24 protein-coding genes, 1 tRNA gene and 1 pseudogene are annotated in these 22,743 nt (G+C 61.6%); 14 read left to right on the plus strand and 12 right to left on the minus strand.

Translation table 11 applies throughout. From position 1 onward, the window contains the following. Positions 1-121 precede the first annotated feature (121 nt). On the plus strand, positions 122-1,339 hold the full coding sequence (locus tag YH62_RS21525) for an FAD-dependent oxidoreductase (protein WP_046796323.1): 1,218 nt from the start codon (positions 122-124) through the stop codon (positions 1,337-1,339). Between the two features lie 29 nt (positions 1,340-1,368). Here the strand turns inward: YH62_RS21525 and YH62_RS21530 are convergent, their stop codons facing one another. Continuing rightward, on the minus strand, positions 1,369-2,256 hold the full coding sequence (locus YH62_RS21530; protein WP_082118445.1) for a cell wall hydrolase: 888 nt from the start codon (positions 2,254-2,256) through the stop codon (positions 1,369-1,371). A 357-nt stretch (positions 2,257-2,613) separates the two neighbouring features. On the opposite strand from YH62_RS21530, the gene YH62_RS21535 reads away from it, so the two are divergent. Next, positions 2,614-3,177 (plus strand): putative glycolipid-binding domain-containing protein, encoded by a 564-nt coding sequence (locus tag YH62_RS21535; protein ID WP_046796324.1) that lies wholly within the window; start codon positions 2,614-2,616, stop codon positions 3,175-3,177. A gap of 63 nt (positions 3,178-3,240) precedes the next feature. Here YH62_RS21535 and YH62_RS21540 read toward each other — a convergent pair. Then, positions 3,241-3,317, minus strand: a tRNA-Arg gene (locus YH62_RS21540). 64 nt (positions 3,318-3,381) lie between these two features. Further along, positions 3,382-4,542, minus strand: coding sequence for a M20 aminoacylase family protein (locus YH62_RS21545; RefSeq protein ID WP_046796325.1), 1,161 nt, complete (start codon positions 4,540-4,542; stop codon positions 3,382-3,384). 156 nt (positions 4,543-4,698) lie between these two features. Here YH62_RS21545 and YH62_RS21550 point away from each other — a divergent pair, with 156 nt between their 5' ends. Both YH62_RS21550 and YH62_RS21555 read left to right on the plus strand, forming a co-directional pair. Further along, on the plus strand, positions 4,699-5,796 hold the full coding sequence (locus tag YH62_RS21550; protein ID WP_245282146.1) for a D-alanyl-D-alanine carboxypeptidase family protein: 1,098 nt from the start codon (positions 4,699-4,701) through the stop codon (positions 5,794-5,796). Positions 5,797-5,809: 13 nt separating this feature from the next. Next, positions 5,810-6,979 (plus strand): GTP-binding protein, encoded by a 1,170-nt coding sequence (locus YH62_RS21555; protein WP_046796327.1) that lies wholly within the window; start codon positions 5,810-5,812, stop codon positions 6,977-6,979. Between the two features lie 5 nt (positions 6,980-6,984). Here YH62_RS21555 and YH62_RS21560 read toward each other — a convergent pair whose 3' ends face one another. From YH62_RS21560 to YH62_RS30540, 5 genes are all read right to left on the minus strand, one after another. Then, entirely contained in the window at positions 6,985-7,218 is a 234-nt protein-coding gene (locus YH62_RS21560; protein ID WP_046796328.1) for a sulfurtransferase TusA family protein, read from the minus strand. After that, positions 7,215-8,504 carry a murein L,D-transpeptidase family protein gene (locus YH62_RS21565; protein ID WP_046796427.1) on the minus strand — a complete coding sequence of 430 codons (1,290 nt, stop codon included), beginning with the start codon at positions 8,502-8,504 and terminating at the stop codon, positions 7,215-7,217. The genes YH62_RS21560 and YH62_RS21565 overlap by 4 nt, the downstream gene beginning before the upstream one ends. Before the next feature lie 173 nt (positions 8,505-8,677). Further along, positions 8,678-9,631, minus strand: a complete 954-nt coding sequence (locus YH62_RS21570; RefSeq protein ID WP_046796329.1) for an acetyl-CoA carboxylase carboxyltransferase subunit alpha — start codon at positions 9,629-9,631, stop codon at positions 8,678-8,680. Between the two features lie 64 nt (positions 9,632-9,695). Further along, positions 9,696-10,640 (minus strand): site-specific tyrosine recombinase XerD, encoded by a 945-nt coding sequence (gene xerD / locus YH62_RS21575; protein WP_046796330.1) that lies wholly within the window; start codon positions 10,638-10,640, stop codon positions 9,696-9,698. Between the two features lie 7 nt (positions 10,641-10,647). After that, positions 10,648-10,803: a hypothetical protein gene (locus YH62_RS30540; RefSeq protein ID WP_170986323.1), complete on the minus strand. Its 156-nt coding sequence runs from the start codon at positions 10,801-10,803 to the stop codon at positions 10,648-10,650. A 133-nt stretch (positions 10,804-10,936) separates the two neighbouring features. On the opposite strand from YH62_RS30540, the gene YH62_RS21580 reads away from it, so the two are divergent. The 3 genes and pseudogenes from YH62_RS21580 to YH62_RS21590 all read left to right on the plus strand — a co-directional run. Further along, positions 10,937-11,527 (plus strand): shikimate kinase, encoded by a 591-nt coding sequence (locus YH62_RS21580; protein WP_046796331.1) that lies wholly within the window; start codon positions 10,937-10,939, stop codon positions 11,525-11,527. Then, on the plus strand, positions 11,524-12,654 hold the full coding sequence (aroB, locus tag YH62_RS21585; protein WP_046796332.1) for a 3-dehydroquinate synthase: 1,131 nt from the start codon (positions 11,524-11,526) through the stop codon (positions 12,652-12,654). Before YH62_RS21580 ends, aroB begins: the two co-directional genes overlap by 4 nt. Before the next feature lie 11 nt (positions 12,655-12,665). Beyond that, positions 12,666-13,541, plus strand: a pseudogene (locus YH62_RS21590) (transporter associated domain-containing protein); the annotation flags it as partial. A gap of 71 nt (positions 13,542-13,612) precedes the next feature. Here the strand turns inward: YH62_RS21590 and YH62_RS21595 are convergent. Then, positions 13,613-13,894, minus strand: a complete 282-nt coding sequence (locus tag YH62_RS21595) for a BolA family protein (protein WP_046796334.1) — start codon at positions 13,892-13,894, stop codon at positions 13,613-13,615. 103 nt (positions 13,895-13,997) lie between these two features. Between YH62_RS21595 and YH62_RS21600 the strand changes: the two genes are divergently transcribed. The 4 genes from YH62_RS21600 to YH62_RS21615 all read left to right on the plus strand — a co-directional run bounded on the left by YH62_RS21600 (position 13,998) and on the right by YH62_RS21615 (position 18,604). Next, the gene (locus YH62_RS21600) at positions 13,998-14,627 is read left to right on the plus strand and encodes a J domain-containing protein (protein ID WP_046796335.1); all 630 of its coding nucleotides are present in this window, start codon (positions 13,998-14,000) and stop codon (positions 14,625-14,627) included. Between the two features lie 61 nt (positions 14,628-14,688). Then, the gene (cobS, locus tag YH62_RS21605; protein ID WP_046796428.1) at positions 14,689-15,681 is read left to right on the plus strand and encodes a cobaltochelatase subunit CobS; all 993 of its coding nucleotides are present in this window, start codon (positions 14,689-14,691) and stop codon (positions 15,679-15,681) included. Between the two features lie 17 nt (positions 15,682-15,698). Continuing rightward, on the plus strand, positions 15,699-17,594 hold the full coding sequence (gene cobT, locus YH62_RS21610; protein WP_046796336.1) for a cobaltochelatase subunit CobT: 1,896 nt from the start codon (positions 15,699-15,701) through the stop codon (positions 17,592-17,594). Next, positions 17,594-18,604, plus strand: coding sequence for an esterase-like activity of phytase family protein (locus tag YH62_RS21615; protein WP_052760476.1), 1,011 nt, complete (start codon positions 17,594-17,596; stop codon positions 18,602-18,604). Before cobT ends, YH62_RS21615 begins: the two co-directional genes overlap by 1 nt. Before the next feature lie 21 nt (positions 18,605-18,625). On the opposite strand, the gene YH62_RS21620 is transcribed toward YH62_RS21615, so the two are convergent. Further along, entirely contained in the window at positions 18,626-19,261 is a 636-nt protein-coding gene (locus YH62_RS21620; RefSeq protein ID WP_046796337.1) for a queuosine precursor transporter, read from the minus strand. Positions 19,262-19,374: 113 nt separating this feature from the next. Continuing rightward, positions 19,375-19,665, minus strand: coding sequence for a 50S ribosomal protein L28 (gene rpmB / locus YH62_RS21625; protein WP_046796338.1), 291 nt, complete (start codon positions 19,663-19,665; stop codon positions 19,375-19,377). A 252-nt stretch (positions 19,666-19,917) separates the two neighbouring features. Here rpmB and YH62_RS21630 point away from each other — a divergent pair, with 252 nt between their 5' ends. The 3 genes from YH62_RS21630 to YH62_RS21640 are packed head-to-tail and all read left to right on the plus strand — an operon-like array spanning position 19,918 to position 22,301. Then, the gene (locus tag YH62_RS21630) at positions 19,918-20,688 is read left to right on the plus strand and encodes a DUF3108 domain-containing protein (RefSeq protein WP_046796430.1); all 771 of its coding nucleotides are present in this window, start codon (positions 19,918-19,920) and stop codon (positions 20,686-20,688) included. Positions 20,689-20,716: 28 nt separating this feature from the next. Then, complete coding sequence (locus tag YH62_RS21635; RefSeq protein WP_046796339.1) at positions 20,717-21,604, plus strand: EamA family transporter; 888 nt, start codon at positions 20,717-20,719, stop codon at positions 21,602-21,604. 37 nt (positions 21,605-21,641) lie between these two features. Continuing rightward, complete coding sequence (locus YH62_RS21640) at positions 21,642-22,301, plus strand: lysoplasmalogenase family protein (protein ID WP_052760477.1); 660 nt, start codon at positions 21,642-21,644, stop codon at positions 22,299-22,301. On the opposite strand, the gene YH62_RS21645 is transcribed toward YH62_RS21640, so the two are convergent. Then, positions 22,287-22,730 carry a cupin domain-containing protein gene (locus YH62_RS21645; RefSeq protein ID WP_046796341.1) on the minus strand — a complete coding sequence of 148 codons (444 nt, stop codon included), beginning with the start codon at positions 22,728-22,730 and terminating at the stop codon, positions 22,287-22,289. The two genes, YH62_RS21640 and YH62_RS21645, sit on opposite strands and share 15 nt — an antisense overlap. Positions 22,731-22,743: the final 13 nt, after the last annotated feature.

Below are 22,743 nucleotides of genomic sequence, written 5' to 3' on the forward strand. Positions count from 1 at the left end.
TTCATGAAACTGCCGCTGGTCTACAAGCGAAAGCGGCGGCTCACAAGAGCAGCCTTGAATTCGATCCGGCTGCGACCATGTGCTGCTTGATCGGCGATCGGGATCGAAGCCAAATAGAGCCATGAGCGAAAAAACGGAAATCAGCGCTACTTGCGCCATTGCTGGAGCCGGGCCGGCTGGGCTGATGCTCGGCTTATTGCTGGCGCGCGCTGGCGTGGATGTCGTCGTGGTGGAAAAGCACGGCGATTTCCTGAGGGATTTTCGTGGCGATACGATCCATCCTTCCACCTTGGAGGTGATGCGCGAACTGGGCCTGATCGAGGAATTCCTGAAGTTGCCGCATACTCGCGCGCCGAAACTCTCGGCCGAAATGGGTGGCCGGACGGTGACGATCGCCGATTTCTCCCGCCTGCCGGTCGGCAATCGTTTCATCGCCTTCATGCCGCAATGGGATTTCCTGAGCTTCCTTGCCGGACAGGCGAAGCTTTATCCGAATTTTCGGCTGGTGATGCAGGCAAGGGTGGATGGGCTCTTGGAGGAAGAGGGGAGAGTTGCCGGCCTTGTCGCCGAGACGCCGGATGGGCCGCTTTCCATCCGCTCCAAGCTGCTCATCGGTGCCGATGGCCGCAATTCCGTCGTGCGCGAAAAGGCCGGGCTTGAAGTTGAAAGCTTCGGAGCTCCGAGCGAAGTCGTCTGGATGCGGCTGTCGAAACAATCGGGTGATCCGCAGGAAGCGATGGGCCATGCCGGCCCGCGCCAGGGTTTCGTGCTGATCGATCGCGGCGATTACTGGCAATGCGGCTATGTCATTCGCCGAAGCACCTTCGCCGAAATCCGCGGGAAGGGGATCGAAGCGTTTCGGCAAATGGTGATCGAGGTTTCGCCCTTGCCGGCGGATCGCGTACAGGAAATCCGCAGCTTCGACGATACGAGCCTTCTGACGGTGCGCATCGATCGATTGAAGCAATGGTGGCGGCCAGGCCTGATCTGCATAGGCGATGCTGCGCATGCCATGTCGCCGATCGGCGGCGTCGGCGTGAATCTCGCGATCCAGGATGCAGTCGCGGCCGCCAATATCCTGTCACGGCCGCTTCGTGAGGGGAGGCTTTCCGATGCGGACCTTGCCGCCGTGGAGAAGCGCCGCGGTTTTCCCACCAGAGCCACGCAGAAGCTGCAATTGATGATGCGGAGCAGCCGTCGCGCCGATCAGGTGGATGAGCGGAAACGCCAAGGGCCGCCGGCTTTCGTCCGCGGCATCGCCCGCTGGCCGTTGCTCGCCCATCTCGCCGGCCGCCTGATCGGCCTCGGCTTTCGCATGGAGCACGTCAGGCCGCGCTGACCATTTTTTTGCCCAAGCGACCGGTGGCTTTACTGCAGCGTATTGGTCCCGGAGCGAAGTGGCCCCGTGCCGGTATTTACCGCTGCAACTTCCGCGGCCGACGCGCCGGGCAGTTCAGGCCGTCGGATTGGAACTGGAACTATCGACGGCAGGATAGGATCCTCAACCGAAATCGATGTCTCCGCAGGAGATGCAGCAGCCGCAATTGCAGATGTATCGGCCTGTACGGGAGATGATGCCACATCCGTTGCCGGTGAAGCGGTTGGCGCGGTTGCCTGCGCCAGGTCGGTAATCTCCGTCAGGCCCTGGGAGGCCGGTGAGGGCTGAGCAAAGCTCAGAACGTATTCGCCGGATTGTCTTGGGGCGGGGGTTTGCAGATCGCCGTCCCGGCCACGCTTTTCGTAGAAGGCGTTGCCGCCGGCAACGGTCACGTAGTGCATGTTCCGATAGGGAAACTTCAATCCGCTCTGATGAAAGAACATGGCATTCTTCACCTGCGGGTGCCGCTCGCCCCGAAGGATGGCGTCGGCGGCTAGTTCGAGTTCAGGGGCCGTTTCCTCTTCCATTTTCCGCGTCATCACGCCCGGGGCGAATTGTTTCTCCTGGGAAACCACGCCGCAAATCGTGCCGGGATAGGCGCCGGAGGTCAGCCTGTTCATCACCACGCTGCCGACGGCCATGAAGCCGTTCTTGCTCGATCGCTCGGATTCGAAATACATTGCCCTTTTCAGGCATTCGCGGTCGGCGGACGTGTAGTTGTAGACCCGTTTCTTCGAAGCTCCTGCCGGAACGGCGCTTGCCTTGATCGCGTCGGCGTCGATGGAGGAAGTTGTCTGGGATGACGTGCAGCCTGCCAGAAGCAGCAGGCCAGTCAGCAAAGTCAGCCCGCGAATCCGGGCGCAGCGAATCGCCGTCATGAGAATCGTCCCCGCGATAAAATTCCACAAATCACTTCGGCGGGGAAATAATTACTCCACGGTGGAACTTAGATCAAGCCCGCATCCAGTAAGTCGGCGGGGAGGGTGAATTGCGGCGAAAAATCGTTTCTGGAGTGGTGGAAAAGCGGAAGTGCTGCTGTGCTGCGAAGTAGTCACGGGCAAGAGCAGAGGGGCTTTGCAGGTCAGTGATTCACAGGTATTCTGACGGCCTAGGACGTGATTGAGGACCATTCATTTAGGCTGAAGATTTCTCGTGACTCCGTGAGCCGATCCCCGCGATTCGGTGGGAGCCCTCTAGAGACAGCTTGCATCCTGGTCGAAATCAAGGAGCTCATCATGAGCAAATCGGTCCTTTTCTGGCGAGGCGCGGATACCGAAGGCTTGGAGCGCCTGGAGCTTGTTGTGGAGCCCGAGGGAATAAAGGCCACGTCAACCGTCATTTGCCTTCAATCCGGCGGTTGCCGGGTGGATCATCGTTGGCGGCTCGACCCCGATTGGCATGCGCAGTCCGTCGTTGTCGAACGCTGGAACGCGGAGGGCCACGGGATGCTGAGGCTGGAGCGAGCTGGAGCCGGCTGGCAGGTAGACGGCAAGCCGCGGGCCGATCTCGAAGGCGCTGCAGAGCCGGATCTGTCGATCACCCCTTTCTGCAACACTTTACCTATCCGTGAGATGGCGAAGACCGGAAGTGAGAGCTTCACGCTTGACGTCGCCTTCATCGATGGGCCGGCGCTGACTGTTGCGCGTTCAAGGCAGCGCTACGACCGGCAAGGTCCCGGGAAGCTCCGCTATGTCGACCTGGGGCTGTCTTCGGGTTTTGAGGCGGATCTGGTGGTCGACGAAGAGGGATTGATACTGCGATACGAGCATCTCTTCGAGCGGGTGTCGGCATCTGCCTGACATTGCCCGAAGGTTCGCTCGTCAAGGTGAGATAAGATAGCGCCGCAATCGACCAGGGCTTGATGGTGATCCCGGCGCGATTCGAACGCGCGACCCCCAGATTAGGAATCTGGTGCTCTATCCTGCTGAGCTACGGGACCACTTGGCACATCCATACAAAAGGCGTCTGCCGAAGCCAAGTCTTTTCCTCGGCGGATGCCGGGATCACTCGCTCAGCCGCTGTTCGGCCAACCTCACCCAGTAGGAAATGCCAAAGGCGATCGCTTCGTCGTTGAAGTCGTAGCCGGGATTGTGGAGAGGGGCGCTATCGCCGTTGCCGATGAAGATGAAGGCGCCCGGCCGGGCTTTCAGCATATAGGCGAAGTCCTCGCCCGCCATGCTCGGGTCGACGTCGGTGTCGACGTTTGCCGTTCCGGCCACTTCCTGCGCGATACCGGCTGCATGGAGCGTTTCCCGATCGTGGTTCACGGTCACGGGGCAGTTCCGCTCGTATTCGATCGCGGCTTCCGCGCCATGAGCGCCGGCGATACCCGCGACGATCTGGCGGATACGGTTCTCGGCAAGATCACGGATCTCTTCGCTGAGCGTGCGCACCGTGCCGCCGAGCATCGCCTCGTCCGGAATGATGTTGTGGGTGGTGCCGGCATCGAAACGCGTAACCGAGATAACGACAGAGCGCAGCGGATCGGCATTGCGGGCGGCGATCGCCTGCAGGCTGCCGACGATCTGCGACCCGATGAAGATGGGGTCGATCGTCCGGTGCGGCTGAGCGGCATGGCCGCCGCGTCCCTTGACGGTAATGGTGAAGCGGTCGGGGGCGGCCATGATGCCGCCCTTGCGGATCGCGAAACGGCCGACGGGAATTCCGGGCATGTTGTGCATGCCGTAGACTTCCTCGATGCCGAAGCGTTCCATCATGCCGTCCTCGATCATCGCGAGCGCGCCGGCCCCGCCTTCTTCGGCGGGCTGGAAGATCAGCGCCACGGCGCCGTTGAACCGGCGGGTTTCGGAAAGATATCTGGCCGCACCCAGGAGCATGGCCGTGTGCCCGTCATGGCCGCAGGCATGCATCCTGCCGGCCGTATTGGAAGTCCAGGGTTTGCCGGTGATCTCGGTCAGCGGCAAGGCATCCATGTCGGCACGCAGGCCGATGGTGCGGCCGGCCCCTTGTCCGCGGATGATGCCCACGACGCCGGTGCGGCCGATGCCCGTCACGATTTCGTCGATACCGAATTCCTTCAGTTTCGCTGCCACGAAGGCGGCGGTATTTTCGACGTCATAAAGAATTTCAGGGTTTTCATGAAGATATCGTCGCCAGCCGCTGACTTCGTCCTGCAGTTCGGCGGCCCGGTTCAAAATCGGCATATTGTTCCCTTATTTTTCGCTCACGCGGTTATGACTCGTCCTCCCCAGACGATACTGCCCCTCACGATTGACGCAATCAATCTTCTTTGCCATTGCTTGGCCACATAGGCCAACTATCCGCCCTACTCGTTAATCCAGGAACAACGAGGAACTATCTTGCCTCTATCGAAGCCCCGTCTGCCGTCCGCCACTCGGCTGATCTCAGCCTTGACGGCTCTGGCACTCCTTGGCTCCGCCGGCCATGCAGCCGCCAATCCGAAGATCGTGATCGATGTCAGGACAGGCCGTGTTCTTGAACACGAGGATGCCTTCCGGAAATGGTATCCGGCCTCGCTCACCAAGCTGATGACGGCTTATGTGACCTTCAAGGCGCTGAAGAGCGGCCGGCTTTCGCTCGATAGCGAGGTAGTGATGAGCAAGAGGGCGGCCGATCAGCCGCCGAGCAAGATGTATTTCAAGCCCGGCTCCAGGCTCACCATGGACAGCGCGCTGAAGATCCTCCTCGTCAAATCGGCGAATGACGTCGCGGTCGCCGTCGGCGAAACCGTGGGCGGCTCGCTCGACCAGTTCGTGGCGATGATGAATTCTGAGGCTCAGCGCCTCGGCATGACGTCCACGCATTTCATCAATCCGCATGGCTTGCCGGGGCAGGGGCAGTATACGACGGCGCGCGATCTTGCCATCCTGGCGCTGCAGTTGAAGCGCGAATTTCCTGAATTCGCGGGTTATTTCTCGCTCGAAGGCATCAATACCGGCAAGAAGAACTATCCTAATTTCAACATGCTGATCGGCCGTTTCGAGGGTGCGGACGGAATGAAGACCGGCTTCATCTGCGCAGCCGGCTTCAATCAGGTTTCTTCGGCGACCCGCAACGGACGAACAGTGATTTCAGTCGTGCTCGGCTCCGACAGCCTTGCCGGCCGCGCCGACGATTCCGCCGATTTGCTTCAGAAGGGGCTGACGATCGCGGCAAACCGCGGCGTGCCACTTGCCTCGCTTGCTCCCTATGGCGATACCGCCACGATCAACGATCTCAGCGACCAAATCTGCAATCGGGAAGCTGCCAAGGTCCGCAGCGAAGGGCGGGACGATGCCGGTCGCATGGTCGTGCATTCGCCCTATATCAAGGAAATGGCCCGCCCGCCGGTCTATAGCTTCGCCGGGCTCATCCCGGGTCCCGAGACTGTTGCAGGCAACAAGGGCGGGGAAGAGATCGCTAACGTGCCGATCCCCTTGCCACGTCCCACTTTTTGAACGGGAAAGTCCCATGTCTCACCCGCGCGGTCGCATTCCGGTCTCCATTCTCACCGGTTTTCTCGGTGCGGGGAAATCGACCCTGCTCAACCGCATTCTCAGGGACCCGGATACGAGCGACACGGCCGTCATCATCAACGAGTTCGGCGAGGTCGGCATCGACAATTTCCTGGTCGAGACCTCGGGCGACACGCTGGTCGAGCTTTCGAACGGCTGCCTTTGCTGCACCGTGCGCGGCGAATTGGTGGAAACGCTCGCGGGGCTTATGGATAGCATCCAGACCGGCCGGCTGAAGCCGATCCGCCGCGTGGTGATCGAGACGACCGGCCTTGCCGATCCCGCGCCTGTCATGCAGTCGGTCATGGGCAATCCGGTCGTCGCACAGAATTTCGAGCTGGACGGCGTCGTCACCCTCGTGGATGCGGTCAATGGACTTGCCACGCTCGACCGGCACCAGGAAGCCGTGAAGCAGGTCGCGGTTGCCGACCGGCTGGTGATCTCGAAGCAGGCGATGGCGGAAGCCGCGGAAGTTGCCGCCCTGAAATCACGCCTTGCCGCGCTCAATCCCCGCGCACCAATGGTGGATGGCGACCGCGCGGAAGCAGGCACTGCCGCGATCCTCGAAAACGGCCTCTATGATCCGGCCACGAAGATCGCCGATGTCGATCGCTGGCTGCGCGATGAAATCGCGCACGATCACGAGCATCATCATGATGAGGTGCATCACCATGACCACCATCATGAGCATGCTCACGGCCATCACCATCATCACCACGCTCACCATCACCATGACATCAGCCGTCATGGCGAGAACATCCGTTCCTTCTCGATCATCCACGACGAACCGATCGATCCGATGGCGCTGGAAATGTTCGTGGATCTGCTGCGCTCGGCCCATGGAGAGAAGCTGCTGCGCATGAAGGCGGTGGTGGCGCTTGCCGATAATCCCGAGCGGCCGCTCATCCTGCACGGGGTCCAGAGCATCTTTCATCCGCCACAGCGCCTGCCGAAGTGGCCGGAGGGTTCCGACCGGCGCACGCGCATGGTGCTCATCACGCAGGACCTGCCGGAAAGCTTCGTTGCGGATCTCTTCGCCGCCTTTACCGGCCAGCCGCAGGTGGATCGCCCTGACCGGGCGGCGCTGGAGGATAATCCGCTCGCCGTGCCCGGCATGAAGATGTAACTGGATCAGCCTTTCCGGATCAGGAAAAGGTGGCCGGTTTCGGTCTTTTCAGAACGCAAGAGCTCGTGCCCTTCCTGCCGGCAGAAATGCGGGATGTCGATCGCTGCCATCGGATCGCTGGTTTCGATCGCGAGTTCCGTCCCGCTCGGCAGAGTCGTCAGCCGCTTGCGGGTTTTCAAAACCGGCAGCGGGCACTTCAAGCCTCTGAGGTCATAGAGGCTGTCGGCGGGAAAAGTCATTCCTTGGCCCAGAACTTCCAGAAAGGCTTCTTCCTGTCGTCTGGAATCTGCGGCGCGGCATAGGCGAGCGGATTTTGCGCCGGGATCGGTACCGTGGTGGCCGTTCCTTCCGTGTTCGCCACCTGCGTTTCGGCGGGAGCCGGAGCCTGTGCCGGCGCCGGGCTGCCTGCAGCCTGAGGCAGGCGATCCTGCTTCATGCGTTCGGCGGCGGTGCCTGGACGTGAGGATACGGCGGCGACGGCGGGTTGAGCGGGTTTGTTGGGAGTTGCCGTGCGCTTCTGCATCAGGGCGGCGAACTCTTCTTCCTTCATCAGCTTACCGGCGGCGAGCGAGGTGCCGGTCGGCGCATAGGCAAGGTCGCGGCCCTTGCGCTTGTCGGCGACGATCGCCTTGCGTTCGGCTTCGCTCGGCTCGTACCAGACCATGCCGTCGAGTTTCTTCACAGCCTTTTCGTAGGCGACGTCGTAGGTTTTTTCATAGGAGGCAAGGGCCATTGCCAGCGCCGGCGGGGTCGACATCGGCGGGCAGGCTTCGGCCGATCCCAGCTTGCCGCTGGCGTCCGTCTGCTGGTTGAAGACATATTTCTTCTCGCAGACATTCACCTCCGGCGGCCGCTTGGTGACCTCGAAGTTATCGTAGCCGACCTTCAGCATCTTCCAGAAGTCATGGTGCTCGCTGTTGCGGTGGCGGGCCATGTTTTCCGCCGTCATGCGGAATGGGAAGGCCTGCAGCTGCACCGATGTCTGGCCGCCTTTGAAGGCGTCTCGCGCAAAGGCATAGATTTCCAGAACCTGCTCGTCGGTCATCGAATAGCAGCCGGAGGAAGAGCAAGCGCCGTGAATCATCAGGTTCGAGCCGGTGCGGCCCATCGCCTGATCGAAGCGGTTCGGAAAACCGGTATTGATGGCGAGATAATATTTTGAATTCGGGTTGAGATGTGCGGGCGTGAGGTTGTAGAAGCCCTCGGGCGCCTGGCGGTCGCCTTCTTTCACCTTGGGGCCAAGCTTGCCGGACCAGGCGCAGATCTGATAGCTCGCGATCACGTCGAATCGATTATCGGCCTTCGCCTTCCAGACCTCGAGAACGCCCTCTTCCTTGAATATGCGGATCATGATCGGCGAGGTGCGCGGCATGTTCTTCTTCTGCATTTCCGCAATCCGGCGGGCAGGCAGAGGATGCTCGACCTTGTTCTTGACGGTGGAGATATCGACCGAATCCAAGGTGTCGTTGCAGCCCGCAAGAGTCGTGGCCAAGAGCAGGATGAAAGCGATATTTTTCAAGCGCATCGGTACAAACCAGTTGGGCTGCGAATAGGTCGGCACGAAACTCGATAATAAAGCGGTAATCTTTATATCGTCTTAACCGCTTGTCCCCGTCTGTCCAGCAAATCGCGACCGCGACTCACTCTTATCAGCAATGTGGCCAAAATTGGCTATTTTTCAGGCGCAGCCTGTTCGAATCAGAGATTCCGGCCGATATCGAGGAATTTCTGCCGCCGCGCGGCGCGCACCTGGTCTCCCGAAAGTTTCCCGAGATCCTGCAGCGCGGAGGTGATTACCTTGCCGGTGGCGGCGATCACGGTCTGCGGATCGCGATGAGCTCCGCCGAGCGGTTCGGGGATGATGTCGTCGATAATGCCGAGAGCCTTCAGATCATCGGAGGTGATCTTCATGTTGGTGGCGGCCTCGCGGGCGCGGGTCGAATCACGCCAGAGAATGGAGGCGGCGCCTTCCGGCGAAATGACGGAATAGATCGCGTGCTCGAGCATGTAGACGCGGTTGCCGGTAGCAATCGCGATCGCCCCGCCCGAGCCGCCTTCGCCGATCACGACGGAAACCATCGGGACCCGCACCGCAAGGCAGGTCTCGGTCGAGCGGGCAATCGCTTCCGCCTGTCCGCGTTCTTCCGCTCCGACGCCGGGATAGGCGCCCGCGGTATCGATCAGCGAGATGATAGGCAGGCCAAAACGGTCAGCCATTTCCATGATGCGGATCGCCTTGCGGTATCCTTCGGGGCGCGGGCTGCCGAAATTGTGCTTCAGCCGCGATTTGGTGTCATGGCCTTTTTCCTGGCCGATCACGGCGACGGCGGTGCCGTTGAAGCGCGCGAGACCTGCCTGGATCGCCGCGTCCTCGCCGAAATTGCGGTCGCCGGCGAGCGGCGTGAAATCGGTGAAGAGCTGTGCGGCGTAATGGACGAAATGCGGGCGCTGCGGATGGCGCGCGACCTGCGTCTTTTCCCAGGCGCCGAGCTTGGCGTAGATTTCCTTCGTCGCCTCGCGAACGCGCGTTTCGAGCCGGTTGATCTCGTCGGAGGTGTCGATGCTCTCGTCCTCGGCCGCGAGTTTCTTCAACTCGTGGATCTTGCCTTCGAGGTCAGAAATTGGCTTTTCGAAATCAAGATAAGTCTGCATGAGATCCGGCTTCCGATCTTTATTATCTCAGGGACGCGGTGTTCCCATTCTTTGTTTGCGGCCTCTAATCCCGGTTTTTGGCCTGTTTTGCAAGAGGGTGGTGCGTTTGCACCAGCTCATGAAGCCTTTCTTCCTGCACATGCGTATAGATCTGGGTTGTGGAAATGTCCGAATGGCCGAGCAGTTCCTGAACCACGCGAAGGTCCGCTCCATTGTGCAGAAGATGGCTTGCGAATGCATGGCGCATCACATGCGGGGAGATTGCGGCGGCTCTAAGTCCGGCTCGCGCGGCAAGTCCCTTCAGGTCTCGGGCAAAGACCTGTCGGGGCAGATAGCCCTCCTTGCCGGAAGAGGGGAAGAGCCAGGGACTATCGGCGATATGCTCCGAGGTCTTCTCTCTTGCCGCGCCATAGTTCCGCATCGCCTCGATTGCCGAGCGGGAGAGCGGCACAAGCCGATCCTTGTTGCCCTTGCCCCGGATCATCAGGAAACGGCCTTCCTGGTCGAGTACTTTCGCCGGCAGGGAGACGAGTTCGCTGACACGCATTCCCGTGGCATACAGCAATTCGAGGAGCGCGAGCATCCTGAGGCGCGAAAGCTGGTCAGGCCCCGGCTCGGCCGCTTCTCGCGCCGCCTGTTCAAGAAGGCGGGTCACGTCGGCTTCGCTCATGATCTTCGGCAGCGCCCTGCCTTTCTTCGGTGCATCGAGAATAGCGGTCGGATCGTCCGTACGCAGCCCCTCGGCATAGAGGAACTTGTAGAATTGTCGCATCGCCGAAAGCCGCCGCGCCTGGGATGATGCGGCAAATCCCTGCCTTCCCAGATGAGCGAGATAGGCGGAGAGATCGGCGCTCTCGGCATTGAGCGGCGAGGTCTTGCGATTGACGAGAAAGGAATGCAGGTCTTCCAGGTCGTGCTCGTAGGAGGCAAGCGTATTGCCCGCCGCACCGCGCTCGGCGCTCATCATCTCCAGAAAAGCTTCGATATGGGCGCGGGAAAGATCGGCCATGAGCCACTCACTCCTTTGCCGGCGGGTTGAGCCGCTCCGAGGGCACCCGCACGGTTACGTCCCGCTCGCGCGGCTCGACGAGCATCACCAGGGCCTGCATGCTTCCATAGATCAGGCCGGCGATCGCCGCGAGCACGAACAGGAAGCGAAAGAGGGTGGGCATGCGCGGGCTTTCTTCGGCGTTTCCGGAACGTTGACCGCCGACTATATGCGGAAAGCCTCGCAAGTGCGCAAGAAGCTACCCTTGACGCTGCCGGTGCATTTGTCGATACCGTTTTTTGAAACGGAACCGGACAATGAACGAAGCTGCAACATCCGTCGCCCAAAACCTGAGCGAACAGGCGCGCGCTGCGCTCGGCAAGCGCAACCTCGTCTTCGTCGGTCTCATGGGTGCCGGCAAATCGGTGATCGGCAGGCTCGTCGCCCAGGCGCTTTCGATACCGTTCATCGATACGGATGCCGAAATCGAGCGGGTTTCGCGCATGACGATCAGCGAGCTGTTCGCCGCCTATGGGGAGCAGGAGTTCAGGGCGCTGGAGACCCGGGTGATCGAACGGCTGCTGAAGGGCGGACCGCGGGTCGTCTCCACCGGCGGGGGCGCTTTCATCAACGAGAACACAAGGCGGCAGATCAAGCTCGGCGGTGTCTCGATCTGGCTGAAGGCCGATCTCGACATTCTCTGGGAGAGGGTGAGCAGGCGCGACCACCGGCCGCTTCTGAAAACCGAGAACCCGAAGCAGACGCTCGAGAACCTGATGATCCAGCGCTATCCGATCTATGCGGAGGCGGATCTCACGGTCGAGTCGGAAGACGTCCGCAAGGACGTCATGGTCAAGAATGTGTTGGCGGCCGTCGTAGGCCTTGCCGGCGAAGGTGAGAGACGATGAACATTTCCTCCCGGCATCCGGAACGTCTGGTGCATGTGCCGCTCGGCGAGCGCGCCTATGATATCCTCATCGGCCCTGGGCTGATTTCGCGGGCCGGCGGAGAGATCACCACGCGGCTGAAAGGCCGCCGCGCAGCCATCGTCACCGACGAACATGTGGCGCCGCTTTATCTCGAAGCTCTCATGGACAGCCTGCAAACGGACGGTATCGAAGCGGTTTCGCTGACGCTGCCGGCGGGCGAGAAGACCAAGAGCCTGGAGCATCTGGCGACCGTGACCGACATGGTGCTGTCGGCCCGCATAGAGCGCAACGATGCGGTGATCGCGCTCGGCGGCGGCGTGATCGGCGATCTCGCTGGGTTTGCGGCCGGCATCGTGCGCCGCGGCGTCCGTTTCGTGCAGATTCCGACCTCGCTCCTGGCGCAGGTCGATTCCTCCGTCGGCGGTAAGACCGGCATCAACAGCCGCCATGGCAAGAACCTGCTCGGCGTCTTCCATCAGCCGGATCTCGTGCTTGCCGATACGGCTGCGCTCGACAGTCTCTCCGAGCGCGAATTCCGTGCCGGCTATGCCGAGGTGGCGAAATACGGGCTGATCGACAAGCCGGATTTCTTCGCCTGGCTCGAGAAGAACTGGGGCCAGGTCTTTGCCGGCGGGCCGGAGCGGATCGAGGCGATCGCGGTAAGCTGCCAGGCCAAGGCGGACGTGGTAGTGGAGGACGAGCGGGAGACCGGAAGGCGCGCACTCCTCAATCTCGGCCATACCTTTGGGCATGCGCTGGAAGCGGCGACGGAATATGACAGCCGCCGTCTGGTACATGGGGAAGGGGTCGCGATCGGCATGGTGCTCGCTCACCAGTTCTCCGCGCGGCTGAACCTCGCAAGCCCGGACGATGCCGAGAGAGTCGCAGCTCACTTGAAAGCCGTCGGCCTTCCGACTTTGATGAGCGACATTCCCGGCAAGCTGCCGCCGACCGAAAAATTGCTCGACGCGATCGCGCAGGACAAGAAGGTCAAGGGCGGTAAGCTCACCTTCATTCTCACCCGCGGCATCGGCCAGTCCTTCGTTGCCGACGACGTTCCTGCTTCGGAAGTTCTGAGTTTCCTGGAGGAAAAGCGGCCGAAATGACATCTGCAGGAGGTTTCCTTTCACGCTTCGTCAACGCGCTGATCCGCGGTCTCCTGCGCTCGTCGGGCACGCGCCTTTCTCCGGAAACCCTGGCGCGTTCAAGCCACGACGATTTGCACGAGGCGCTCGATCTCATTCATCGCGAGGGTAATTTCGACAAGTCCGCCGACCGCGACCGCCTAAGCGGCCTTTTCGATCTGGAGGAGCTGGAAGTCTCCGACGTCATGCGTCACCGCACCGCCATGCGGGCGGTCAATGCAGACGATCCGCCCGAAGTGGCTGTCCGCACCATCCTTGAAAGCCCCTATACCCGCATGCCGCTCTGGCGGAACTCGACCGAAAACATCATCGGCGTGATCCATGCCAAGGACCTTCTGCGCGCGCTTGCGGAGCCGGGAGTCGAGCCCCAGACATTGGACATCGTGAAGCTGGCGCAGAAGCCCTGGTTCGTGCCCGACAGCACCAGCCTCAAGGATCAGCTCAACGCCTTCCTCCGGCGCAAGGTGCATTTCGCCGTCGTTGTGGACGAGTATGGCGAGGTGCAGGGCATCCTCACGCTGGAGGATATCCTGGAGGAGATCGTGGGCGACATCGCCGACGAGCACGACATCGACATCCAAGGCGTTCGCCAGGAGGCCGATGGCTCGATCGTGGTCGATGGCTCGGTGCCGATCCGCGACCTCAACCGCGCTCTGGACTGGTCGTTGCCGGACGAGGAGGCGACCACGATCGCCGGCCTCGTCATCCACGAATCGAAGCTCATTCCGGAAGAGCGCCAGGCCTTCACCTTCTACGGCAAGCGCTTCATCGTCATGAAGCGGGAGAAGAACCGCATCACCCGATTGCGCATCCGGCCGGCGGAAGAGGCCACGCTGCCTGGGGAGTAGCCGTTTTTTCTTCCTCGGCAGCACTCGCGAGACTTGGCTGCCGAGAGAGGAATCCCATATATGTCCTCGTGCTACCACCGCGTCGCTTCGCCGGGTGCCGCCGCCTCGACCGCGAGAGCATGAAGGCCGGCGTCGAATTCTTCCTTCAGGAGCGCATTCACCGTCCGGTGCCGTTCAAGGCGGCTCAGGCCTTCGAACTTCTTCGAAACGATGCGCACCCGCATATGCGTCTCGCCGTCTCCCGTCATGCTCGGCTGATGGCCGGCATGCTGGCTGCTCTCGTTGATGACGATCAGGCGCTCGGGTTCGAGTTCTTCGGCCAGCCGGGCTTCGATGCGTGCTTTGACGGACATTTCGGTCTCCGTTGCGTCGCGAAAGGGGCAACCCAAAAACCAGTAAGAAAGCACTTTGTCAATTCTTGTCGTGCCCATGCCGGCAACCCATAATGAGGGCCTTATGAAGCTCGACTCCAAATATTTCGACCGCATCCGGACCCGCCGGAAAAGGGAGCAGGAAACCGTGGCCCAGGCCCCCACCTGCCAGTGGGACGGCTGCGACAAGCCCGGTGCTCATCGCGCCCCCGTCGGGCGCAATGCGGAGGGCCAGTTCTTCCTGCTCTGCTTCGAGCACGTCAAGGAATACAACAAGGGCTACAATTACTTTTCCGGCCTTTCAGACAACGAGATCGCCCGCTACCAGAAGGAAGCAATCACCGGTCATCGGCCCACCTGGACCGTCGGCGTCAACAAGGCCGCCAAGGATGCGCCGCTCCATTCCACGGCACGCTCCGGGTCTGCCTATACGCAGCAGCGCTACAAGGATCCGTTCGGCTTCGTGTCGCAGGCGCGAGCAGGTGGCGGCGGACGCTTCCAGACGCAGGGCCGCAAGCTGAAGGCGCTGGAGGCAAAGGCCTTCGATACGATGGGGCTTGCCGCCAGCGCGACATCGTCCGAAATCAAGAGCCGCTACAAGGAACTGGTCAAGAAACACCACCCGGATGCCAATGGCGGGGATCGTGGATCGGAGGAACGTTTTCGCGCTGTGATCCAAGCATATCAGTTGTTGAAGCAAGCCGGTTTCTGCTAAGCGATAGAATGAAAGCGGAATGGAATTGCGGCCGGGCGGCGGTCCGTGCCTTGGAGAGATGATGAGTAAGATTGATCTTGATATTTCCAACCTTCCCGACACCACCGTTTCAGTACGGGAAGTCTTCGGCATCGATACCGACCTCAGGGTCCCGGCCTACAGCAGCGGCGACCCCTATGTGCCCGATCTCGATCCCGATTACCTTTTCGACCGCGATACCACGCTTGCGATCCTGGCGGGCTTCGCCCATAACCGCCGCGTCATGGTGTCGGGCTTTCACGGCACCGGCAAATCCACGCATATCGAGCAGGTCGCCGCGCGGCTCAACTGGCCTTGCGTGCGCGTCAATCTCGACAGCCATGTCAGCCGTATCGATCTCGTCGGCAAGGATGCGATCGTTCTGAAGGACGGCAAGCAGGTCACCGAGTTCAAGGACGGCATCCTGCCCTGGGCCTACCAGCACAATGTCGCGCTCGTGTTCGACGAATACGATGCCGGCCGCCCTGACGTGATGTTCGTCATACAGCGGGTGCTGGAATCCTCCGGCCGCCTGACGCTTCTTGACCAGAGCCGCGTCATCCGCCCGCATCCGGCATTCCGGTTGTTCGCGACCGCCAATACCGTCGGCCTCGGCGATACGACGGGTCTCTATCACGGCACGCAGCAGATCAACCAGGCGCAGATGGACCGCTGGTCGATCGTGACCACGCTGAATTATCTGCCGCACGAGAAGGAAGTCGATATCGTCGCCGCCAAGGTGAAGAGCTTCGGCGCGACGGCGGAAGGCCGCGAAACGGTTTCCAAGATGGTGCGCGTTGCCGATCTGACCCGTTCGGCCTTCATCAACGGCGATCTCTCGACCGTCATGAGCCCGCGTACCGTCATCACCTGGGCCGAGAATGCGGAGATCTTCGGTGATCTCGCCTTTGCCTTCCGCATCACCTTCCTCAACAAGTGCGACGAACTGGAGCGCACGCTGGTTGCCGAACAGTATCAGCGCGCCTTCGGTGTCGAACTGAAGGAAAGCGCCGCCAGTATCGTACTGAGCGCATAAGGAATACGGCATCGCAAATGGCAGGCCGCGGAGACAATTCGAGAACTAAGGCCGGCGGACCGGTCGATACCGAGCCGTTGCGTCAGGCGATAACCGGCTGTGTCCGGTCGATTGCCGGCAGTGGCGAGGTGGAGGTCACTTTCGCTAACGAGCGGCCGGGGCTTGCGGGCGAACGCGTCCGCCTGCCGGAAATCTCCAAGAGGCCGACGGCCCATGAGCTCGCGGTAACGCGCGGCCTCGGCGATTCGATGGCGCTGCGCCTTGCCTGCCACGACACCAACCTGCATGCCAGCCTCTCGCCTCAAGGGACCGACGCCCGCGTCATCTTCGACGCCGTGGAGCAGGCGCGCGTGGAGTCGATCGGCGCCAACCGGATGGCCGGCGTTGCTGCCAACCTCAACTCCATGCATACGGAGAAATACGCCAAGGCGAATTTCTCCGGCATCGAGCGCCAGGAGGATGCGCCGGTCGGCGAGGCCGTTGCCATGCTGGTGCGCGAAAAGCTGACCGGCGTCAGTCCACCGGAAAGTGCCGGCAAGGTGCTCGATCTGTGGCGCCCCTTCATCGAGGAAAAGGCCGCCGGCGATCTCGACAACCTGAAGAACGTCATCGACGACCAGCAGGCCTTTGCCCGTCTGGTCCGGCACATGCTTTCCTCGATGCAGATGGCCGAGGACCTCGACGGCGAGGATACCGAGCCCGAGGAGATGGAAAATCCGAGCGAGGAGGATCAGCCTAGCAGCGGCGAGACCGAAAACGAGGAAGTCGAGGAAGAGGCGGGGTCCGACGCCGCGCCGGCCGAGCAGAGCGAAGCCGCCGACGAGGAACTCGACGAAGGCGAGATGGATGGCGCCGAAATGTCGGACGACGACATGTCGGACGACGACGCCGATCACTCCGAAACGCCGGGTGAGACCCGCCGTCCGAACAGCCCCTTCGACGATTTCAACGAGAAGGTCGACTACAAGATTTTCACGCAGGAATTCGACGAGGAGGTCCTCGCCGAGGAGCTTTGCGACGAGACCGAACTCGACCGGTTGCGGGCCTTCCTCGACAAGCAGCTCGCCCACCTGCAAGGAGCGGTGGGACGTCTTGCGAACCGCTTGCAGCGCCGCCTGATGGCGCAACAGAACCGTTCCTGGGACTTCGATCTGGAAGAAGGCTACCTCGATCCGGCGCGGCTTTCCCGCCTCATCATCGATCCCATGCAGCCGCTCTCCTTCAAGAAGGAGCGCGACACGCAGTTCCGCGACACTGTGGTTTCGCTCGTCATCGACAATTCGGGCTCGATGCGCGGGCGGCCGATCACGGTCGCGGCCACCTGCGCGGACATTCTTGCCCGCACGCTGGAACGCTGCGGCGTCAAGGTCGAAATCCTCGGCTTCACCACCAAGGCGTGGAAGGGCGGGCAATCGCGCGAGAAGTGGCTCGCCGGCGGCAAGCCCGGCACGCCCGGCCGTCTCAACGACCTGCGCCACATCGTCTACAAGTCGGCCGATGCGCCCTGGCGGCGCTCGCGGCGCAATCTCGGCCTGATGATGCGCGAGGGGCTGCTCAAGGAAAACATCGACGGCGAAGCTTTGATGTGGGCGCATCAGCGCCTCATTCACCGGCGCGAGCAGCGCAAGATCCTCATGATGATCTCGGATGGCGCGCCGGTGGACGACTCGACGCTGTCGGTCAATCCCGGCAACTATCTGGAGCGGCACCTGCGTGCGGTGATCGAGCAGATCGAGACGCGGTCTCCTGTCGAGCTGCTGGCGATCGGCATCGGGCACGACGTGACCCGTTACTATCGCAAGGCGGTGACGATCGTCGATGCGGATGAGCTTGCCGGCGCCATGACCGAGCAGTTGGCCGCTCTTTTCGAGGAAAATGCCGCCCGGCAGGGCCGCGCGCGCCGGGCAGGATAATGGCCGCATCCAGGGCCGTTCCCTTGCGGTTTGCGGTCTGCGCCGCGCTCTTGTTCTGTGGCACGGCATCGCCCCTGGCTCCCGCGATGGAGTTTTCGCCCGTCACGGCGAGGCCTATCACGACCTTCAAATCCGGTTCCGAGCAGCGGGAGTTCGGCAAGCTCGAATTCCTGGGAGGGATTGATTTCCGCTCGTCTGACCCGAGGGTCGGCGGTATATCCAGCGTCCGGTTTCGCGCCGATGCCCGATCCTTCGTCGCCATCTCGGACAATGGCGATTGGATCACCGGTTCGATCGTCAGAAACGCCGAGGGCAGGCTTACAGGTCTCAGCGAGGTTCGCGTGGCCCCGATGATCGACGCACGAGGCTACAGGAAGATCTCCAAGTCCGAAATGGATGCGGAAGGGCTTGCCCTCCGGCAAGGTGAGGCGATCGTGAGCTACGAGGGCCGTCACCGGATCGACATCTACCCCGACCCGGGCTTCCAGATCTCAAGGCCATCGAAGTCCATGGATTTCGTCATTCCCCGGGAGGAGCTCAGGGGGAATGGAGGCTTGGAGACGGTGGCGGTCTCGCCTGTCGACGGCCCGCTTGTAGGAGCGGTGGTGACGATTGCGGAGAGAAGCATCGATACCGACGGCAATCTGTTTGCTGCCGTTCTCGAAGGGCCGCTCAAGGGCATTTTCAAGGTGGCGAGGCACGATCCCTTCGACGTGACGGATGGCGTATTCCTGCCGAATGGAGACCTTCTCCTCTTAGAGCGGAGCTTCAGCTTCACGAGCGGCGTCGGCATGCGGCTGCGCAGGATCAAGGGCGACAGCATCCGCCCCGGCGCGCTGGTGGATGGCGAGGTGCTTCTCCAGGCGGACATGGGTTACGCAATCGACAATATGGAAGGGCTGGATATCATCGAAGGCCCGGACGGATCGACGCGCATCATCCTTGTCTCGGACGACAACACATCCTTCCTGCAGCGCAATCTGATGCTGGAATTCCGCCTGACGGAATGATCAGCCGGCAGGCGGAGGGGATCAGGCCGCCTTTGTCGGCGGCATCGGCTTCAGCACGCTCATCAGCGCGCCATAGGGCATCAACAGCACGACACCCGCCAGAATCTTCACGCCGAGATCGCCCAGCGCCCAGGAAATCCAGCGCGGCGCTTCCGTGGCGAATATGCCGAGGACCGGCGCCCATTCGATCGCGAACTCGTCATTCGGGCCGATGAAGACGAAGAAGGATGCGAAGGCAAGCGAGAAGAACAGCGCCGTGTCCATGATGGAGCCGAGGACGGAACCCGCGAGCGGCGCGTGCCACCAGGTCTGCCGGCGCAGCCTGTTGAAAACCGAGATGTCGAGCAGCTGGCCGATCAGGAATGCGGTTCCGGAGGCGACCGCGATACGCGGCATGGCCGTCCAGAACGAAAGAATCACGCCGGCCACGAAACCCGCGAATACCACGCGGCGGGCAATTGCAGGCCCGAACTGGCGATTGGTGAGATCGGTGACGAGGAAGGCGACCGGGTAGGTGAAGGCACCCCAGGTCAGAAGGTCGCCGAGCTGGATGCCGAGGAACGAGCCCGAAAGCGGGAACTGCACCAGGAAGTTCGAGGCGACGACGACGGCCGTCATCAGGGCTGCGTAGATTGCGGTATAGCGGGCGTATCGCATTTTTTTATCCTGGGAGATGCCACCAGTTGGAGTTCTATGAAGCCTCAAGAGAAAAGGCTTGCCCGGAATATCCGTTCAAGCCTTCTTCAAGAGCCGGATGTGAGACGTGAAGCTCAGGCGGCTTCAGCGGTCTTCTTGACGATCTGGCGGCGCAGCAGGCGAGCGCGCATCGACAGTTCGTTTTCATGGGCCTTCAGCAGGAAAGCGTCGAGACCGCCGCGATGCTCCACCGAGCGCAGGGCATGGGCGGATACGCGCAGGCGGTAGCGCTGGCCGAGGACGTCGGAAATCAGGGTAACCTGGCACAGGTTCGGCAGGAACCGGCGGCGGGTCTTGTTGTTGGCGTGGCTTACATTGTTGCCGGTCTGAACGCCCTTGCCGGTCAGTTCGCACACACGGGACATGGATACACCTTTGTTCTTATTCAATCGAATGGTACTTCCGGACAATGTCCGGTGCGCCGATCCAATTGGTCCTGATTGGAAAGTTGGGCTCCCTATAGTCAGTGAGGTTCCCCTCGTCAAGCCAAAATCCGTCTTCGGGTCTGGCAAGCCTTCCCTTCATCCCCGGATAAGCCGCTATTTTCTTGCCATAGTGCAGGCTCTATATGGTTGTAAAGGGCGGTTCCTCCGCTTGAAGTCAGGCAGGTGGCCATCATGGTTCTTCGCGCTCGTTCCGTTCTCGCCCTCGTCGTGGCCGTGGCTCTCGCGCCCGTTTCGGCCGGCACGGCCGAAATCCGCCATGTGAGCGAATACGATATCTCTCTTGGCGTCCTGCCGATTGCGAAGGCCTCCTTCGCCAGCGAATTCGGCAGCAGCGACTATAAGATTTCCGGCACCTTCAGGTCATCCGGTCTTGTCGATATCATCACGAGGATCTCGGCCCAGACGACCGTGAGCGGCAGAAAGCGCGGGGATCGGCTGGAGGCGCAGCGTTACAATCTCGTCTACCGCAACGGCAAGCGCACCCGCATCTACGATGTCACCTACCGCAACGGCAATGTTACGGAGACGACGGTAAAGCCCGAGCCGAGGCGACCGGAGAATTGGGTTCCGGTGACGGAAAAGGACCTGCAGGCGGTGCTCGATCCTCTGAGCGGCCTCGTCTTCCCGGCGGATGCGAAGGTCTGCCCGAACCGGCTGCCGATCTATGACGGCGAATCGCGCATGGATCTCGTCCTCACGCCGAAGGGAACCAGGCAGTTCTCCACCAAAGGCTTCAAGGGAGAAGCCATCGTCTGCGATATTCGCTATGTGCCGAAGTCGGGTTACCGGCAAGGCCGGAGCGATATCGAGTTTCTGCGCAAGACGTCGATGGAAATCTGGTTTGCCAAGGCCCAATCGGTGAATGTATATGCTCCTGTCTATGCCCGCATCCCAACGAGGATGGGGCAGGTTTACGTGACGGCCGTCAAATACGGGGACTGACGCCCGTCACGATGTCGAGGGGGCAAAGTTGAAAATCCGAGGCACCTTGATCGGCTTCACGGCGATCCTCATGTGGTCGCTGCTGGCATTGATGACGGCTGCCTCCGGCAAGATGCCGCCATTCCAGCTTTCGGCCGTCACCTTTGCGATCGGCAGTCTTCCCGGCATCATCCTGTTTCTCTTGAAGCCGCAGCGCATCGCGCTCCTTCGCCAGTCGCCGAAGGTCTGGCTCACCGGTATCGGCGGATTGTTCGGCTATCATTTTCTCTATTTCACCGCGCTCAGGAATGCGCCGGCTGTCGAAGCCGGGCTCATCGCCTATCTCTGGCCGCTCTTGATCGTCGTCGGCTCGGCGCTGCTGCCGGGCGAGAGGCTGCGCTGGTATCACGTCGCCGGCGCGCTGGCGGGCCTTGCCGGCACGGTGACGATCGTCTCGCGAAACGGCCTGTCCTTCGACGATGCCTATGCGGTCGGATACGGCGCAGCCTTCCTCTGCGCCTTCACCTGGTCAGGCTATTCGCTGCTGACGCGCCGGTTCGAGCGCGTTTCGACGGATGTCGTGACGGGTTTCTGCCTGGCGACCTCGGTTCTCTCGCTCGCCTGCCATCTGGCTCTGGAAACCACCGTCTGGCCGGAGAATGGCGGTGAGTGGCTGGCGGTCGTGGGGCTCGGCCTCCTGCCGGTCGGAGCGGCCTTCTATGCATGGGACTACGGCGTGAAGAACGGTGATATCCAGATCATCGGCGCGGCAAGCTATGCGGCGCCGCTTCTCTCGACGCTCATCCTTGTCGCTTCCGGCTTTGCGGAGGCCGATTGGCGCATCCTGGTCGCATGCCTGCTGATCACCGGCGGCGCGGTGCTGGCGGCGCGGGACATGCTGCGGCCGAGGCGGGCGGAGACAGTCTTGGTGGAATAGGGCGCATCCGGGGGGCGGATGTGTTTGGGGGGACATCGTGGATTTTCTGGCTCTGGCGGTGCTTGCCGCCTCAATCGTGCTTGCGCTCGGTTATTTCCGTTGGCTGGAAAGGCCGGCGAGCCATTACCGCGCGATATTCAAGACGCTTCCGGTCCTCCTGCTCGCAGGCTATGCCGCCCTTTCGGGTGCGCCCGCATTGTTGCTCGCCGCCCTGCTGCTCGGTGCCATTGGGGATGCCTTTCTCGCCTATGACGGTAAGCCCGCCTTCATCCGCGGCCTTGCGGCATTTCTTCTTGCCCATCTCGCTTATGTCGGGCTCTTCTGGCCGGCGCTCGAACCCGAAATCATCATCACCGAGGCCTGGCGCTATGCCGCCGCCTGGACGCTCGTCATCGTATTTTCCATGATGCTCTTCGTACTGTGGAAGCCGGCGGGCGCGCTTGCTCCGCCGGTCGCAGCATACGCGCTGGCGATCATCGCCATGGCGCTCTCTGCGCTTGCGGTGGGCGGGGTCTCGCTTTTTGCCGGAGCGGCGCTTTTTACCGTTTCGGATATGGCGCTGGCGATCCAGACCTTCCTTGTCGGCCCAAAGTCACCTGCGGCGGGAAAGCTGAGGCCGTTGATCTGGGGCAGCTATTACGCCGCCCAATTGATCCTGACGCTCGCGATCGCCGGCCTTCCTCTACTCGCCGGCTGACGGCTCCCAGCCGGGAGGGGCCATTTCGAAACTCGAGAATTCGAAGCCGGGCGCCACCGTGCAGCCGACCAGCGTGAAACTGCCCGCCGGTTCCGCCGATTGCCATGCGTCTGCCGGAACGACCGCCTGCGGGCGCTCGCCCTTCGTCAGATCAATGCCGAGCGTCACCGTTTCGATATTCCGCCCGTCCCTGGAGATGCGCAGGAGCAAGGGATCGCCCGCATAAAAATGCCAGACCTCCGCCGCGTCCCAGACGCGATGCCAGTGGGATCGTTCGCCGGCCTGCAGCAGATAGTAGATTGCGGTCGAAGGGCCTCGGTCGGTGCCATTCCCGTCGCGAAACGTCTGCACATACCAGCCTCCTTCCGGATGAGGCTGCAAGCCAAGCGTGCGGATGATCTCCTCGGCCTTCGAATTCGAAAGAGACATGGTGTTTTCCTGT

The organism is Rhizobium sp. LC145 (assembly GCF_001005825.1).
GTDB lineage: Bacteria > Pseudomonadota > Alphaproteobacteria > Rhizobiales > Rhizobiaceae > Neorhizobium.